Below are 16,101 nucleotides of genomic sequence, written 5' to 3'. Positions count from 1 at the left end.
GGCGCGGTGCCGCCTCGAATGCAGTGCGAATTATACCGAACTCGCACGCCGTCGCTTGCGCGACCGGAAAATTAATTGAGAAACATCTGTTGCAAGTCGTTCAGGAAACGCCGGCCGAGTTCGGTCGGGCGGATCAGCTTGTGGTCGCGGTACAGCAGGCCCTTCGCTTCCGCCGCGTTGAGCGGCTTTTCGATCGCGTTCAGCGGCACGCCGGTGCGCTCGGCGAACAGGTTCGGGTCGAAGCCGCCGGTCAGCCGCAGCACGTTGAGCATGAATTCGAAACCGAGGTCGCCGCGCTCGATCTCGAACTCTTCCTGGATCGGCGCCCCGAGCCGGACCTGCTCCAGGTAAGCCTTCGGCTGCTTGTAGCGCATCTGGCGCACGATGCGGTGCGGGAAGGAAATTTTCGAATGGGCGCCGGCGCCGATGCCCAGATAATCGCCGAATTCCCAGTAATTCAGGTTGTGGCGCGCCTGGCGCGTCGGTTTCGCGTAGGCGGAAACCTCGTAGTGCTGGTAGCCGGCGTCCGTGGTGAGCGCCTCGACCATGTCCTGCATTTCGGCGCTGGTGTCGTCGTCCGGCACCTGCGGCGGGTACTTCGCGAAATAGGTGTTCGGCTCCAGCGTCAGATGGTACAGCGACAGGTGCGGCGGCGCGAAGCCGATCGCGGTCGCGACGTCCCGGCGCGCTTCGTCCACCGTCTGCGACGGCAGCACGTACATCAGGTCGAGGTTGAAGTTGTCGAAGTTCGCCTGCGCGATCTCGACCGCGCGGCGCGCCTCGCCGTCGTCGTGGATGCGGCCGAGCGCCTGCAGGTGGCGGGCATTGAAGCTCTGGATGCCGATCGACAGCCGGTTGATGCCGCTGGCGCGGTAAGAGCGGAACTTGTCCGCTTCGAAGGTGCCTGGGTTCGCCTCCATCGTGATTTCCGCCGCGCCGTCCAGCGGCAGCAGCGTGCGGATGTCGGACAGCAGGCGGTCGATGCCGGCGGCGGACAGCAGGCTGGGCGTGCCGCCGCCGATGAACACGGTGTAGATCTTGCGGCCCCAGATCAGGGGCAGCGCGTTCTCCAGGTCGCTGCGCAGTGCGCCAAGGTATTCCTCTTCGGGAAAACCGTCCTTCGCTTCATGCGAATTGAAGTCGCAGTACGGGCACTTGCGCACGCACCAGGGGAAATGCACATACAGCGACAGCGGCGGCAGGGCTTTCAAATGCAGCGCGCCCGGCTTGAGGAAGGCGGATGCCGCTTGCACCGGGGTCGCGGCGCTTGTGCCGCTTACGCTACTTGTGCCGGTGACCGGCTTGATGGGAATCATCGCAGTTTCTCGACCAGCGCGCGCAAGGCCTGGCCGCGGTGGGACAGGCGGTTCTTTTCTTCCGCAGTCAGTTCGGCAACGGTCTTGCCGAGGGATGGCACCAGGAAATACGGGTCGTAGCCGAAGCCGCCCTGGCCGCGTGCATGGCCGATGATTACGCCGTCCCAGCGCCCTTCCGCGATCACCGGCTGCGGATCGTCCGCGTGCCGCACGAACACCAGCACGCAATAGTAATAGGCCGATTTGTCCGCATGCGGTTCCAGGTCGGCGATCAGTTTTTCATTGTTGCGCGCATCGGATTTCGGCTCGCCCGCGTAGCGCGCCGAATAGACGCCGGGCGCGCCGCCGAGCGCATTGGCGCAGACGCCGGAGTCGTCGGCCAGCGCCGGCAGGCCGGTCAGGCGCGACGCATGGCGCGCCTTGGCCAGCGCATTCTCGACGAAGGTGATGTGAGGCTCTTCCGCTTCCGGCACGTTGAATTCGCGCTGCGCATGGACTTCGAAGCCGATCGGCGCGAGCATCTCGCCGAATTCCTTCAGTTTGCCGCCATTGTTGGAGGCGAGTACGAGTCTGGTGGTCATGGTTCTGTAAAAGACAAGCGGCGCGAGCTGGGATGCCGGCGCCGCGGTTGGAGCGATTGCCGGCTCAGGCGTTCAGGCCGAGCGTCTTCTTTTGCAATGCGATCAGGTCGGCGATGCCTTGCTGCGCGAGATCGAGCAGCTGGTTCATGGTCGCGCGGTCGAAGGCTGCGCCTTCGGCGGTGCCCTGCACTTCGATGAAATGCCCGGCGTCGGTCATCACGATGTTCATGTCGGTGTCGCAATCCGAATCCTCGAGGTAGTCGAGGTCGAGCACCGGCATGCCGCGGTAGACGCCGACCGACACGGCGGCGACAAAATTCCGCAGCGGAATGGCGGCGACCACGCCGGATGCGGCCAGTTTCGCAAAGGCGTCATACGCGGCGACCATCGCGCCGGTGATCGATGCGGTGCGGGTGCCGCCGTCGGCCTGGATCACGTCGCAGTCCAGGTGCAGCGTGCGTTCGCCGAACGCGTCGAGGTCGAAGGCGGCGCGCAGCGAGCGGCCGATCAGGCGCTGGATTTCCTGGGTGCGGCCGGACTGCTTGCCCTTGGCCGCCTCGCGGTCCATGCGGCTGTGGGTGGAGCGTGGCAGCATGCCGTATTCGGCGGTCAGCCAGCCCTGCCCCTTGCCTTTCAGGAAGCCGGGCACCTTCTCTTCGATACTGGCGGTGCAGATCACCTTGGTGTCGCCGAATTCGACCAGCACCGAACCTTCGGCATGCTTGGTGTAATGGCGGGTCAGGCGCACGGGGCGCAATGCATCAGCGGCGCGTCCGCTGGGACGGTTCTCGAACGACATAAATGGGCTCTTAATTTTTTGAGGTGACGCGCGACGTCTTTTCGATCGCCTCGCGGATTTCTTCGATCGCTTTTTCGATCTCGCTTTCGTCGAACACGTCGGCCTGCTCAAGGTCGGCGTGGCGCGGTGCCTGGATGGTGGTGGTAACACTGCCTACCGGCAAGCTGTGCGTGACGATGGTGGAAGGCGAATCCGCCGTCAGGCCGGTGCCTTCCCACATCACCGCCAGCGCGGTGACATTATCGCTGGTTTTGCCGGCGATGCCAGTAGCCATGGACAGCAGTTCGGGCACGGCGCGCACGACAGTATTGCTGTGCAGGCTTTGCGAGATCACGTGCTCGGGCAGCACCGACCACAGGCCGTCGGAACACAGCAGCAGCACGTCGCCCGGCTGCAGGCTGGCGCGGCGCGACAGTTCGACGATCGGCAGGCTGGGCGCGCCGAGGCAGTTGAACAGCTTGTTGCGTTCTGGATGCGTGTCGCGCTCGGACGGGTCGACCTTGCCCTGCGCGATCAGGGTTTCGATGCGCGAATGATCGCGGGTGCGCGCCAGCACCTGGCCGCGCCGCATCCAGTACAGCCGGGAGTCGCCGCAATGCGCCCAGTAGGCGCTGTTGTGCTGGATCAGGCAGCCGACGATGGTGGTGCGCGGCGTTTCGGGAAGGTTGTTGATCGCGCGGTAACGGTGGATTTCGCGATGGGCAGCGAAGAAGCTGTCCTCGAGGAATTTTTCCGGCTTCTTGATATACGGGTTCGCGTTCTGCTGGAATAGTGCGCCGATCGTCTGCAGCGCGATGGTGGCCGCCATTTCACCCTGGATATGCCCGCCCATGCCGTCGGCCAGCAGCAACAGCAGCGCATCGCGGGTGAAGCAGTACCCCATGCGGTCCTGGTTGTTCTTGCGTCCGCCGATGTGGCTTTCCTGATAGACAGAGAATCGCATGCTGGCCGGTTAGCGAGTGTTGTTTTGAATGGTGGTATTGCCGAGGGAATTCCGTTTGCCGAGCCCGCTGAAAAAACCGCGCACCCGTGACGACAGCTTTTCGACCAGGTCGGGCTCCTTCTGCTCGGGCACCGGTTCGCGCAACGCCTTTTGCAGCGCGAACACGCTTTGCGGGCGTTCGAGCGGATCGACGCGCAGCGCCCAGCGGATCACCTGGATCAGTTCCCGCGAATACATGCTTTCGAGCTTGCGGAAATGGTCTTCCATCTTGTCGTTGGTCTTGCGCTGGTCCGCCGGCTGCGGCGGCGCGCCGACCATGCAGGCGAACATCGAGGCGCCGATGCTGTAGATGTCGGTCCAGGGGCCGAGGTTTCCGTTTTTGGAATAGAGTTCGAGCGGCGCAAAGCCGGGGGTGTACATCGGGTACAGCTTGGACAGGTCGCTCTTGAGCGTCTGCCGTGCCGCGCCGAAATCGAGCAGGATCGGCGTGCCGTCCATGCGCAGGTAGATGTTCGCCGGCTTCAGGTCCAGGTGCAGCAGCTTGTTCGCATGCACCTCGCGCAGGCCGTTCATCACCTGGTTGAACATCTTGCGGATGAAACGCTCCGACACCAGCGGCCGCTCGCCTTTTTCGCGGCGGCGCAGGATGTGGTCCTGCAGCGAACGCCCGGACTCGTAGGCCATCACCATGTAGACGGTGTCGTTGGCGCGGAAGAAATTCACGACGCTCACCACGTTCGGATGGGAGATGCGCGCCAGCGCCCGGCCCTCTTCGAAGAAGCACTTGAGGCCGATGCGGAACACCGACAAGTTTTCCGCTGAAATCGCCGGCACCAGCTCGCCCGGCCGGCGCAGCACCAGCGAACTCGGCAGATATTCCTTTATTGCAACAGCGTTGCCATCTTCGTCATAGGCCAGGTAGACGATACTGAACCCGCCGGACGCAATCTTCTTTACAATGCGGTATCCGGCGATTTCGAGTCCATCGGGCAATGGAGCGTTGTTTTGCGATGCCATGAGTAACCTGGTCGACTTCCCTGATTGACACTGGTTTTTTCACAATGGCATGCTTCCTTGCCATGGTGAAAGGGTTCTACGATTGTGTGGATAAATCACTGATTTGTAAAGCAAGGAAACATCTTGACGATCTCTAGCATGACCGGTTACGCGGTCCACACCCGGGAAACCGCCGCAGGCACGCTTACGGTGGAACTGAAAAGCGTCAATTCCCGCTTCCTCGACCTGCAATTCCGCATCAATGACGAGTTCCGCAGTTTCGAACCGGTGTTGCGCGAAGCCATTATGACGCGGGTGAACCGTGGCAAGGTAGAGTGCCGCCTCAGTTTCGGCCGCAAGGCCGCGACCGGCGCCGCGCAGAAACTGAACGGCGAGCTGCTGGATGCGTTGGCGAAAATGCAACAGGAGGTGCGCGCGAGCTTCCCCGAGGCGCCGATCATGAGCGTCAACGAACTGCTGCGCTGGCCGGGCGTGATCGAGGATGCGGAGGCCGGGCAGGAAACCCTGCAGGCGGACGTGCAGGCCGCAATCGCGGAGGCGCTCGGCGCCTTCATCGAGAGCCGGGCGCGCGAAGGCGCGGCATTGCAGGCGATGCTGCTGTCACGCGTGGACGACATGGAAGCCATCGTCGGCCGCATCACGCCGCTGATTCCGCAGGCGATCGCGCAGTTCCAGCAGAAAGCCACCGACAGGATGAAGGAAGCGCTTGGCCTGGCCGCCTCCAACGGCGGCGCGACGACGGTATCGCGCGAAGAGGCGCTGGAGCGCATCCGCCAGGAAGTCACGCTGTACGGCATCCGCATCGACGTGGCCGAAGAACTGTCGCGCCTGTCGGCGCACCTGACCGAAACCCGGCACATCCTGAAAAAAGGCGGCCAGGTCGGCAAGCGCCTCGATTTCATGATGCAGGAACTGAACCGCGAGGCGAACACCGTCGGCTCGAAGGCGGCGCTGAAGGAGCTGTCCGACGCCTCGATGGCGATGAAGCTCCTGATTGAGCAGATGCGGGAACAGGTCCAGAATCTGGAATGACCGTCACGCATTGCGTTTTTACCATTAAAAGACGAACGATATCCCTATGACCGAAGCCTTCCATTCCTCCGGCAGCCTGTTCATGGTGGTCGCGCCCTCCGGCGCGGGCAAGTCCACGCTGGTCAACGCGCTGCTGGCGCAGGAGCCGGCGATCAAGCTCTCGATTTCCTACACCACCCGCCAGCCGCGCCCGGGCGAGGTGCACGGCCGCGAATATTTCTTCACGTCCGTCGACGATTTCCTGAAACGGCGCGAAGCCGGGGAATTTCTGGAATCGGCGGAAGTCCATGGGAACTACTACGGCACATCGCGACTCGTCATAGAGAAGGATATGAAAGCCGGCAGCGATGTCCTGCTGGAGATTGACTGGCAGGGCGCGCAGCAGGTCAAGAAGCAGTTCCCTGATGCCGTCGAGATTTTCATCCTGCCGCCATCGATCGCCGCATTGGAGGAACGATTGAAGAAGCGCGGGCAGGACGAACCCCATGTGATCACGCGCCGGATCCTGGCCGCCGGCGGGGAAATCGCGCACGCGCCCGAGTCCGAATATGTTATTATTAATCAAGAGTTTGCGACCGCTTTGTCGGAATTGACCGCCATTGTCAAAGCGACCCGTTGCCGCTTTGCACAGCAGGCAGCGCGCAACGCTTCCCTCTTCGCCCAGCTGGGCATCCACGCTACGTTAAGCTGACACCGTTTTTTCAGGAGCATTTATGGCCCGTATCACGATTGAAGACTGCCTCAAGAACGTCCCCAACCGCTTCCAGCTGACGCTGGCCGCCACTTACCGCGCCCGCCAGCTGCTGCAAGGTCACACCCCGAAGGTCGAAGCGAAGGACAAACCGACGGTGATCGCGCTGCGCGAAATCGCCTCCGGCAAGGTCGGGATCGAAATGCTGAAAAAAGTCCCGAGCTAAAGTAGCACCAACAGCCATGCGACTGATAAGCTTACAGTATGAGCCTGACACAAACAGATTCAAGCGTATCAGTCGCCCCGAATAACCGGGCGAATGCCGACCGCCCGGCGTCGAAGAACCCTGATTCCCCCCAGAAGTCCGACCAGAACGTCGCCCAGACTGCCGGCGTCGCGTCCGTCGCCCATCTCAACGCCAAGCTCGCCGAATACCTGACGCCTTCCGAAATGAAGAAGGTGAAGGAAGCCTATCGCTTTTCGGATGAAATGCACCTTGGCCAGATCCGCAAGTCCGGCGAGCCTTATATTTCGCACCCGATTGCCGTCGCGGAAATCTGCGCCGACTGGAAGCTGGATGCGCAAGCCATCATGGCCGCGCTGCTGCATGACGTGATGGAAGACCAGGACGTCAAGAAGGAAGAGCTGATCGAGCGCTTCGGCGCGCCGGTGGCGACCCTGGTCGATGGCCTGTCCAAGCTGGACAAGATCGAATTCCAGAGCCAGATCGAGGCGCAGGCGGAAAACTTCCGCAAGATGCTGCTGGCGATGGCGCGCGACGTGCGCGTCATCCTGATCAAGCTGGCCGACCGCCTGCACAACATGCGCACCCTGGGCTTCATGTCCGCGGAAAAGAAGCGCCGCATCGCCCGCGAGACGATGGAAGTGTATGTGCCGATCGCGCACCGCCTCGGCCTGAACAACATCTACCGCGAGCTGCAGGACCTGGCGTTCTCGCATCTGTTCCCGCTGCGCTACCGCACCCTCACCAAGGCGGTCAAGGCGGCGCGCGGCAACCGGCGCGAGGTGGTCAGCAAGATCCTCGAATCGGTCAACAACACGCTGGCCGCGACCGGCATTCAGGCCCAGGTCTACGGCCGCGAAAAAACCCTGTACGGCATCTACCGCAAGATGCGCAACAAGCACCTGTCGTTCTCGCAGGTGCTCGACGTGTACGGCTTCCGCATCGTGGTCGACAGCTTCGCCAACTGCTATGTCGCGCTCGGCACCCTGCATGCGCTGTACAAGCCGATGCCGGGCAAGTTCAAGGATTACATCGCGATCCCGAAGCTCAACGGCTACCAGTCGCTGCACACCACCCTGATCGGCCCGTACGGCACGCCGGTCGAATTCCAGATCCGCACCCAGGAAATGCACCGCGTCGCCGAAGCCGGCGTCGCCGCCCACTGGCTGTACAAGGACGAGGATGCAAGCCTGACCGACCTGCAGCAGCGCACCCATGCGTGGCTGCAGTCGCTGCTCGACATCCAGAAACAGACCGGCGACTCCGCCGAGTTCCTGGAACATGTGAAGGTCGACCTGTTCCCGGATTCCGTTTACGTATTCACCCCGAAATCCAAGATCATCGCCCTGCCCCGCGGCGCGACGGTGCTGGACTTCGCGTACACCATCCACACCGACATCGGCGACCAGGCGATCGGCGCACGCGTCAATCACGAGCACGCCGCGCTGCGCACGGAATTGCGCAATGGCGATATCGTCGAAATCGTCACCGCGCCCACCTCGCGCCCGAGTCCGAACTGGCTCAGCTTCGTGCGCACCGGCAAGGCGCGCTCCGCGATCCGGCATCACCTGCGCACCATCAATCTCGCCGAGTCCATCGAGACCGGCAGGCGGCTGCTGAACCAGGCGCTGACGGCGGTCCATATCGAACCGCAGCTGCCGGAAGCGCTGGTGGACAAGCTGCTCAATGAATCGAGCGCCAAGTCGCTGGATGAGCTGTATGCCGACATCGGCGTCGGCAAACGCATGGCGACCCTGGTGGCGCGCCACATCCGCACCCTGATGGAATGCGATACCTCGATCGCGCTGCCGCCGCTGGACAACGAAAAGAAAACCAGCAAGCTCGACCCGGTCGCGATCAGCGGCAACGAAGGCGTGTCGGTGCAGCTTGCCCAATGCTGCCATCCGATTCCGGGCGACAGCATCACCGGCCAGTTGCGGCGCGACCAGGGCATCGTCGTGCATGCGGTGGATTGCGACATCGCCAAGCGCCAGCGCGGCAAGGAGCCGGACCGCTGGATCGAGGTGGTGTGGGACGCCGAGCTCACGCGCCGCTTCGACTGCCGCATCAAGGTACTGGTGGAAAATGAAAAAGGCGTGCTTGCGCGGGTGGCCGCCGAAATCGGCGAATCCGACGCCAACATCACCTATGTCGGCATGGACGACGACCGCGACCACCTGATGAAGCAGCTGCACTTCACGATCCAGCTGGAAGACCGGATCCACCTGGCGCGATTGATGCGCAACGTGCGCAAGATCCCGGGCGTGGCAAGGATACTGCGCGAACGGGGCTGAGGCCGGCAGCCTATTGCGCTTGCCGGCGACCTATCCCCCATCAGGGGGAACTCCATACTGAGCATCTTCGATCATCCCCCGCATGGATTCCCGCCTGCGCGGCAGGCCTTCGGCATTCGACCGGCGGCCCGGCATACGTGCACCGGAAATACGCTCCCCTGCCCCCGCGTGCCTGCGGGAGGCCGCGCTTACGGCGCCGGATAACTGACTTCGAGTATCGTGAGCTCGTCCATGCCGGACGGCGTCTTGAGCACCACCGAATCGCCCGCGCGCGCTTTCGTCAGCGCGCGCGCGACCGGGGAGATCCAGCTGATCTTGCCGTTGAGCGGATCGAGTTCGTCGATGCCGACAATCGTCACCGTGTGCTCTTCGCCGGCCTGGTTTTCATAGGTGATGGTTGCGCCGAAAAACACCTGGTCGCTGCCGTGGTGCACGCTCGGGTCCACCACCTCGGCAAGGTCGAGACGCTTGGTGAGGAAGCGGATGCGGCGGTCGATTTCGCGCAGGCGGCGCTTGCCGTAGATGTAGTCGCCATTCTCCGAGCGGTCGCCGTTGGAAGCGGCCCAGGAGACCACCCGCACCACTTCCGGGCGCTCGACGTCGATCAGGCGCAACAGCTCCTCCTTCATGCGCTTGTGCCCCTGCGGCGTCATGTAGTTCTTCGTGCCCGCGGGAATTGGGGGCGCACCGGCGTCGAGGTCGTCGTCGTCGCTGTCGCTTTCTTTGACAAATGCCTTGTTCATAAGCGCCTATTGTAACGGCGCGCCGGACGCGGCGGAATCGTCCGGCGGCTATCCGATTGTTTAACAGCCGGAAACAATTCAGGCGGCCACCGGAGTGGAAATGGCGTCGCTCCATTCGAACGCCTCGAGCTGGAGCGCATACAGCTGTTCCGCCGACAGCCCCAGTTTCTGCAGCAGCGGCGCAAGCTGCGGGCGGGCGCTGTCGATCTGCTCGATGCATTCGGCCAGATTCAGCATGTCGCCATACATGCCGGCGCGCGCAAGCAGCGCGTCGCGCACCGGGTCGGCGACGGCGAGCTGCTTCAGGATCTCTTCCAGCGGCAGGCCGAACAGCGCATCCATGAGCGACATCATGCCGACGGTGAATGCGATGCAGGCCATGTTGCGGTCGCCCGGGCGGATTTTTTCGGCCATCAGTTCCAGCAGGCGGCCCCGGCAAGCGGCGAGCGCCAGCAGAGGCGATGCCGCCGTGCGCGACTTGTCGCATTCGGCATACAGCAGGATCTGCAGCCAGCGCTGGATCTGCTGCCTGCCCAGCACCTTCAATGCCTGTCCGAGCGATTCGATGCGTTCGGTCACCCCGCCGCTCGGCGCGTTCGCCAGGCGCAGCAGGCTCAGGCCGAGCGACGCATCCTGCTTGATGCTCTGTTCGATCTTGGACAATTCGGCATCCGACGCAAGCTGCGCCATCAGCTGCATGATCGCGATCTGCGAGGGCGTCAGCCTGCGACCGGCAAGGATCGTCGGGCGCGCGAAGTAATAGCCCTGGAAGTAGTCGAAACCGAGTTCCAGGCATTGCCTGAACTGCGCGTGCGATTCGACCTTCTCCGCCAGCAGCTTCTTGCCCGCCCGTTTGAATTTCCCGCTCAGCTGCGTCAGCTCGCCGGGGGTGAGCTCGCCGATGTCAACCTTGATGATCGCCGCCAGCGGCAGCAGTTTTTCGACATTGGCGGAATCGGCGACGACATCGTCGAGGGCGAAGGTATAGCCCGCGCGGCCGAGTTCTTCCACCCGCGCGACCAGTTCCTCCGTTACCTCCACCGTTTCGAGGATTTCGAGCACGACATGGTGCCGCGGCAGGAACTGGATGAAATCGCTCATCAGCACGGCGGCGTCGACATTGATGAAACCGAGCGAGGTGCCGATCACGTTGCCCATGCCAAGCTCGGCCGCATGCGCGATCACCGATGCGGTGGCGGAGAGATCGTTGGTGACGTTGGCGTCACCGGTGCCGGCAGCGCGGAACAGCAGCTCGTATGCATACAAGTCCTGGTTCCTGTCGAGGATAGGCTGGCGGGCCAGAAAAAAGTCCCGGAAGCGCCTGCCGCCGTCTGGAGCCGGCTGAGAAACATTCCGAGCGAGATTCTCCATTGATGGATCACCGTTTTCCTGATCGACACCACGCGGGCACGCGCCGACGCTGCATCGCTGTGTTGATGGCACAACCGTACCGCGTCTCGTTGATTGTACGAGGCGCAGGCCGGGGCCGCTTGGCTAAACTTCAAACTGATACATCCGCGCGACACCCGGTGACGTAAGGAAAACCGGGATCAGGCGCGGCGTGGACCTTGGGAGGATGCAATCGGCGTGCCTGTTTCGAGAGTGAAGCGGGCGCCGTCATCGCGCGCCAGCGCCTTTACCAGAAACGGCATCAGTTCGCGCAGCATCGGCTCCAGCGTCCACGGCGGATTGAGCACGAACATGCCACTGCTGTGCAGACCGAAGCCATCCGGCGCGGGCGTACCGATCGACAAGGTCACATGCAGCCAGTCCTTGCATGGCAGGCGCTTGAGTTTGGCCGGGAACTCGCGCGATTCCATGCGCTGCAATACCGGATACCAGACCGCATAGGTGCCGGTGGCAAAGCGTATCAGCGCGTCGGCGAGTGTATTTTTGACCTGCCGGTAATCGTCCTTTACCTCATACGGCGGGTCGATCAGTACCAGGCCGCGGCGCGACGGCGGCGGCAGCAGGGCCTTGAGGCCGCTAAAACTGTCCGCCTTGGTGATCATCACCCGCTTGCCGCGGGCGCCGGCGCGCTCGCCTTGCGCCGCCGCATGCGCTTCCAGCTTGCGGAAATTCTCTTCGAGGATCTTGCTGTCGCTCGGATGCAATTCGAACAGGCGCAGGCGATCCTGCTCGCGCGCGATCCGTTCGGCGCAATACGGGGAACCCGGGTAATAGCGCATCTTGCCGCTTGGATTCATGTCCTTTACGAGTTGCACGTACTCGGCCAGCGGCGGCGGCAGGTCGTCACGCTCCCACAGGCGCGCGATTCCGGTTTCATATTCGCGGCTTTTGTCCGCGTAGCCGGTATCGAGCGCGTACACGCCGGCGCCCGCATGGGTGTCGATGTACATGTACGGCGTGTCCTTCTGGCCGAGGTAACGCAGCAATTGGATCAGCACGACGTGTTTCAGCACGTCGGCATGGTTGCCCGCGTGAAAGGCGTGGCGGTAACTCAGCATGGGATCGTTTCGTGATGGTTGGAAAGGGCGGTCATTTTACCGCGCCGCCCGCATGTGAATGACTTCCATGGCACACGCAGCCGCTTTCGTTGGCCGCGCTTTCGAGATTGCGCAGGATGCCGCACTGCCGCGCGCTCAACTGCGAGTGACAGGTATTGCGCAGCATCTGCAGCTGTTCCTGCAGGCGTTGCAAGGACGCGATCTGCTGCTCGGTCTGTTCGAGGTGGCGGTCCAGCATCGCATTGATTTCATCGCAAGCCAGCTCCGGCTGCGCCTGGAAATGCTGCAAGGTGCGGATATCGTCGAGCGACATGCCAAGCGAGCGGCAGTGACGGATGAACAACAGCCGCTCCGCATCCTGCTCGCTGTAGTGGCGATAGTTCCCTTCCGTCCGCGGCGGCATCGGCACCAGCCCTTCCCGCTCGTAGTAGCGGATGGTTTCGACCTCGCAACCCGTCCTTTTTGCCAATTCGCCTATCTTCATCGCATTCCTTTCACGCTTCACTTGACCCTATACTAGCTACAGGGTCTGTAATAGGCAAACTTCTTCAGGAGATTTGCCATGTCGGACCATTGCTGCAGCCACGGCTGCTCATCCAATTCGGCGCCGGCGCCGCGCTACCGCCGCGCGCTGTGGGTCGCGCTGTTTGTCAATGCGGCCATGTTCGGGGTCGAGATCGCCGGCGGCATGCAGAGCGGGTCCGCCTCGCTGCTCGCCGATGCCGTGGATTTTTTCGGCGATGCGGCCAATTACGCGGTCGCGCTCGCGGTACTGTCGATGGCGCCGGTCTGGCGCAGCCGCGCCGCCCTGCTCAAGGGCGTGTGCATGGGGGCCTTCGGTTGCTTTGTGCTGGCCAGGGCGGCCTGGAGCATCGCGGCCGGCGTGGCGCCGGAACCGGTAACGATGGGCGCGATCGGGATGCTGGCACTGTGCGCGAACCTCGGCGTCGCGGCGCTGCTTTACGCATTCCGCAGCGGCGATGCCAACATGCGTTCCGTCTGGCTGTGTACCCGCAATGACGCGATCGGCAACGTCGCGGTCATGCTGGCGGCAGCCGGCGTGTTCGGTACCGGCAGCGGCTGGCCGGACTGGATGGTGGCAGGCCTGATGGGCACGCTGGCGTTGAGCGCCTCGTTCAGCGTGATCCGGCACGCGCGAGCGGAGCTGGACGGCGGAGAAGCAGCCATCGGCGCGCATGCCGGCCATCGTCACTGATCCACACCTTGCGCCGCGCGCAAAAAAAAACCGCACCCGAGGGTGCGGTTTTTTGTGCCTGGAAGATCAGTGGAACTGTTCTTCTTCGGTCGAGCCGGTCAGCGCCTTCACCGAAGAGGAGCCGCCCTGGATCACGGTGGTCACTTCGTCGAAGTAGCCGGCACCGACTTCCTGCTGGTGCGACACGAAGGTGTAGCCCTTTTCGCGTGCTGCGAATTCCGGCTCCTGCACCATGTTCACATAGTGCTTCATGCCTTCACCGCGTGCATAGGCATGCGCGAACTGGAAGGTGTTGTACCAGTTGATGTGGATACCCGCCAGCGTGATGAACTGGTACTTGTAGCCCAGTTCGGACAGCTTCTGCTGGAATTCGGCGATGGTCTTGTCGTCGAGGTTCTTCTTCCAGTTGAACGACGGCGAGCAGTTGTAGGACAGCAGCTTGCCCGGGCACTTCTCATGCACCGCCTGCGCGAACTCGCGGGCAAAGCCCAGGTCCGGCGTACCGGTCTCGCACCACACCAGGTCGGCGAACGGTGCGTAGGCGACGCCGCGGCTGATCGCCTGCTCCAGGCCGTTCTTGACGCGGTAGAAGCCTTCGTTGGTGCGCTCACCGGTCAGGAAAGGCTTGTCGTTGGCGTCGTGATCGGAGGTGATCAGGTTGGCAGCTTCTGCATCGGTGCGTGCCAGGACGATGGTGGGCACGCCCATGACGTCGGCAGCGAAGCGCGCAGCGGTCAGCTTCTCGATCGCTTCCTGGGTCGGAACCAGCACCTTGCCGCCCATGTGGCCGCACTTCTTCACGGCAGCCAGCTGGTCTTCGAAGTGCACGCCTGCAGCGCCGGCGGCGATCATGTTCTTCATCAGTTCGAAGGCGTTCAGCACGCCGCCGAAACCGGCTTCCGCGTCGGCGACGATCGGCAGGAAGTAGTCGATGAAGTTTTCATCGCCGGGGTTGATGCCACGCGACCACTGGATTTCGTCCGCGCGCTTGAAGGTGTTGTTGATGCGGCGAACCATGGTCGGCACCGAGTCGTATGCGTACAGCGACTGGTCGGGATACATGGTTTCGGAGGTGTTGCCGTCGGCGGCGACCTGCCAGCCGGACAGGTAGACGGCTTCCAGGCCGGCCTTGGCCTGCTGCATTGCCTGGCCTGCGGTGATGGCGCCGAAGGCGTTCACATAGCCCTTCTTCGCGCCGCCGTTGATCTTCGACCACAGTTTCTCGGCGCCTTCCTTTGCCAGCGTGTACTCGATTTGCTTGGAGCCGCGCAGACGAACGACGTCTTCTGCGGTGTAGTTGCGCTTGATGCCCTTCCAGCGCGGGTTTTCGGCCCACTCTTTTTCCAGTGCTTTGATTTGCTGTTCGCGAGATGCCATGTCGTTCTCCTGAGATAACGCAAGTGAAAAGAAAAATGAAAAGTCGATGGGTGAATAATATGACGGTTTTTGCGGGGCAACAAGGTCTTATATAAGACATATAACCGATTTTTTCACTTTTATTTTCAAATACTTATACATTTGATTTTGCGATCTGAAATGATTTTTCTCAAAATGAAACGAATCGATGATGCTGTGCGTCGTGATTTTTCACAATACAAAACGCAAGTTCCGGTATATGAAAATGCTTAACCATCGGCAAGAGGAACATGCACCAAGCGCGATACGACCCGGGCACCATCAGAACGTTCCTGTTGCGCGCCAGCCTTTTCCCCGATGCCCCATTCCATCACTTATAAGTAGATGTCGTAACAGTATTTGTTGATATCACTTCCCGGGCTTAGAATCCGGACCATGGAAAATGCGAGCACCCCATGGCTGCTGTTGATCGTCAGCCTTCCCACGACAAGCAATGCCGGTCGCATGCGCGTGTGGCGCGCACTGAAGGCTTGCGGCAGCGCCGCCTTGCGCGACGGCGCCTACCTGCTGCCCAACACTCCGGTCAACCACCAGTTGATGCGTGAACTGGCGGACGATACCCGCCGCGAGGGCGGCAGCGCGTGGCTGCTGGGCATACAGCGCGGTCATGCCGAGCAGCTTGCGGCGTTGCGCGCACTGTTCGACCGCCACGCCGAGTATGGGGAACTGCTGAAGGCGCTCGCCGAAGCGCGCGCAGCGCTGCCGGGACTCGAGCAGCAGGCGATTTCCCGTCTGCTGCGGCGGCTGCGCCGCGACTACGAAACTGTGCGCGCGATCGACTATTTTCCAGGCGCGGCCAGCATCAGCGCGGAAGCGGCATGGGCCGAATTCGAGGGCGCCGCGGAAAAAGCCATGTCGCCTGGCGAGCCAAGCACCGTAGCCGGCATCATCCAGTTCCTCGACAAGAATGACTTCCAGAACCGCGTATGGGCCACCCGTCGCCGATTATGGGTGGACCGTGTCGCCAGCGCCTGGCTGATCCGGCGCTTCATCGACCGGGAAGCGCGGTTTCTGTGGCTGGATTCACCGGCCGACTGTCCCGCCGGCGCGCTCGGCTTCGACTTCGACGGCGCGGCCTTCACCCACGTCGGCGAACGCGTGACCTTCGAAGTGCTGCTCGCCAGCTTCAGGCTGGAACAGGACCCGGGCCTGCAGCGGATCGCGGCCATGGTCCACGCGCTCGATGTCGGCGGCCGGCACGTGCCGGAGGCGGCGGGCTTCGAAGCGATGCTGTCGGGGGCGCGCCAGCGCGGACTTCCGGATGACCAGTTGCTGGCGGAAGCCGGCATCCTGCTCGATTCGCTGCACGCGCATTTCTCCAGCCAATCCCAAGCCTGACCC

The 16,101-nt window shown here is 62.6% G+C and carries 16 protein-coding genes; 6 read left to right on the top strand and 10 right to left on the bottom strand.

What is annotated here, in order from left to right:
- Positions 1 to 71: 71 nt before the first annotated feature.
- From hemW to VEC01_RS09065, 5 genes are all read right to left on the bottom strand, one after another.
- Positions 72 to 1,316 carry a radical SAM family heme chaperone HemW gene (gene hemW, locus VEC01_RS09085; protein ID WP_324900491.1) on the bottom strand — a complete coding sequence of 415 codons (1,245 nt, stop codon included), beginning with the start codon at positions 1,314 to 1,316 and terminating at the stop codon, positions 72 to 74.
- Positions 1,313 to 1,897 (bottom strand): RdgB/HAM1 family non-canonical purine NTP pyrophosphatase, encoded by a 585-nt coding sequence (rdgB, locus tag VEC01_RS09080; RefSeq protein WP_324900490.1) that lies wholly within the window; start codon positions 1,895 to 1,897, stop codon positions 1,313 to 1,315. Before rdgB ends, hemW begins: the two co-directional genes overlap by 4 nt.
- 64 nt (positions 1,898 to 1,961) lie before the next feature.
- On the bottom strand, positions 1,962 to 2,696 hold the full coding sequence (gene rph, locus VEC01_RS09075; protein ID WP_324900489.1) for a ribonuclease PH: 735 nt from the start codon (positions 2,694 to 2,696) through the stop codon (positions 1,962 to 1,964).
- A gap of 10 nt (positions 2,697 to 2,706) precedes the next feature.
- Positions 2,707 to 3,639 (bottom strand): PP2C family serine/threonine-protein phosphatase, encoded by a 933-nt coding sequence (locus VEC01_RS09070; protein WP_324900488.1) that lies wholly within the window; start codon positions 3,637 to 3,639, stop codon positions 2,707 to 2,709.
- 9 nt (positions 3,640 to 3,648) lie between these two features.
- Positions 3,649 to 4,656 (bottom strand): serine/threonine-protein kinase, encoded by a 1,008-nt coding sequence (locus VEC01_RS09065; protein WP_324900487.1) that lies wholly within the window; start codon positions 4,654 to 4,656, stop codon positions 3,649 to 3,651.
- Between the two features lie 138 nt (positions 4,657 to 4,794).
- On the opposite strand from VEC01_RS09065, the gene VEC01_RS09060 reads away from it, so the two are divergent.
- From VEC01_RS09060 to VEC01_RS09045, 4 genes are read left to right on the top strand one after another with little or no spacing between them, the layout of a single operon-like run.
- A complete protein-coding gene (locus tag VEC01_RS09060; RefSeq protein WP_324900493.1) occupies positions 4,795 to 5,688 on the top strand; it encodes a YicC/YloC family endoribonuclease in 894 nt (297 codons plus the stop codon).
- 46 nt (positions 5,689 to 5,734) lie between these two features.
- Positions 5,735 to 6,379 (top strand): guanylate kinase, encoded by a 645-nt coding sequence (gene gmk, locus VEC01_RS09055; protein WP_324900486.1) that lies wholly within the window; start codon positions 5,735 to 5,737, stop codon positions 6,377 to 6,379.
- Between the two features lie 22 nt (positions 6,380 to 6,401).
- On the top strand, positions 6,402 to 6,605 hold the full coding sequence (gene rpoZ / locus VEC01_RS09050) for a DNA-directed RNA polymerase subunit omega (protein ID WP_324900485.1): 204 nt from the start codon (positions 6,402 to 6,404) through the stop codon (positions 6,603 to 6,605).
- A gap of 38 nt (positions 6,606 to 6,643) precedes the next feature.
- On the top strand, positions 6,644 to 8,917 hold the full coding sequence (locus tag VEC01_RS09045; protein ID WP_324900484.1) for a bifunctional (p)ppGpp synthetase/guanosine-3',5'-bis(diphosphate) 3'-pyrophosphohydrolase: 2,274 nt from the start codon (positions 6,644 to 6,646) through the stop codon (positions 8,915 to 8,917).
- 188 nt (positions 8,918 to 9,105) lie between these two features.
- Here the strand turns inward: VEC01_RS09045 and greB are convergent, their stop codons facing one another.
- The 4 genes from greB to cadR all read right to left on the bottom strand — a co-directional run bounded on the left by greB (position 9,106) and on the right by cadR (position 12,612).
- Entirely contained in the window at positions 9,106 to 9,660 is a 555-nt protein-coding gene (gene greB, locus VEC01_RS09040) for a transcription elongation factor GreB (RefSeq protein ID WP_324900483.1), read from the bottom strand.
- 78 nt (positions 9,661 to 9,738) lie between these two features.
- On the bottom strand, positions 9,739 to 10,926 hold the full coding sequence (locus VEC01_RS09035) for an EAL and HDOD domain-containing protein (protein ID WP_324900482.1): 1,188 nt from the start codon (positions 10,924 to 10,926) through the stop codon (positions 9,739 to 9,741).
- 284 nt (positions 10,927 to 11,210) lie between these two features.
- On the bottom strand, positions 11,211 to 12,128 hold the full coding sequence (locus VEC01_RS09030; protein ID WP_324900481.1) for a 23S rRNA (adenine(2030)-N(6))-methyltransferase RlmJ: 918 nt from the start codon (positions 12,126 to 12,128) through the stop codon (positions 11,211 to 11,213).
- 31 nt (positions 12,129 to 12,159) lie between these two features.
- Positions 12,160 to 12,612 (bottom strand): Cd(II)/Pb(II)-responsive transcriptional regulator, encoded by a 453-nt coding sequence (gene cadR, locus VEC01_RS09025; protein ID WP_324900480.1) that lies wholly within the window; start codon positions 12,610 to 12,612, stop codon positions 12,160 to 12,162.
- A 78-nt stretch (positions 12,613 to 12,690) separates the two neighbouring features.
- Between cadR and VEC01_RS09020 the strand changes: the two genes are divergently transcribed.
- A complete protein-coding gene (locus tag VEC01_RS09020) occupies positions 12,691 to 13,344 on the top strand; it encodes a cation transporter (protein ID WP_324900479.1) in 654 nt (217 codons plus the stop codon).
- Between the two features lie 66 nt (positions 13,345 to 13,410).
- Here VEC01_RS09020 and aceA read toward each other — a convergent pair whose 3' ends face one another.
- Positions 13,411 to 14,721, bottom strand: coding sequence for an isocitrate lyase (gene aceA / locus VEC01_RS09015; protein ID WP_324900478.1), 1,311 nt, complete (start codon positions 14,719 to 14,721; stop codon positions 13,411 to 13,413).
- A gap of 414 nt (positions 14,722 to 15,135) precedes the next feature.
- Here aceA and VEC01_RS09010 point away from each other — a divergent pair, with 414 nt between their 5' ends.
- Complete coding sequence (locus tag VEC01_RS09010; protein ID WP_324900477.1) at positions 15,136 to 16,098, top strand: chromate resistance protein ChrB domain-containing protein; 963 nt, start codon at positions 15,136 to 15,138, stop codon at positions 16,096 to 16,098.
- Positions 16,099 to 16,101 lie beyond the last annotated feature (3 nt).

This window comes from Noviherbaspirillum sp. (assembly GCF_035627455.1).
Lineage (GTDB): Bacteria > Pseudomonadota > Gammaproteobacteria > Burkholderiales > Burkholderiaceae_D > Noviherbaspirillum.
Note: the sequence above shows the minus strand (reverse complement) of the source record. Positions and strands in the feature narration are given on the sequence as shown.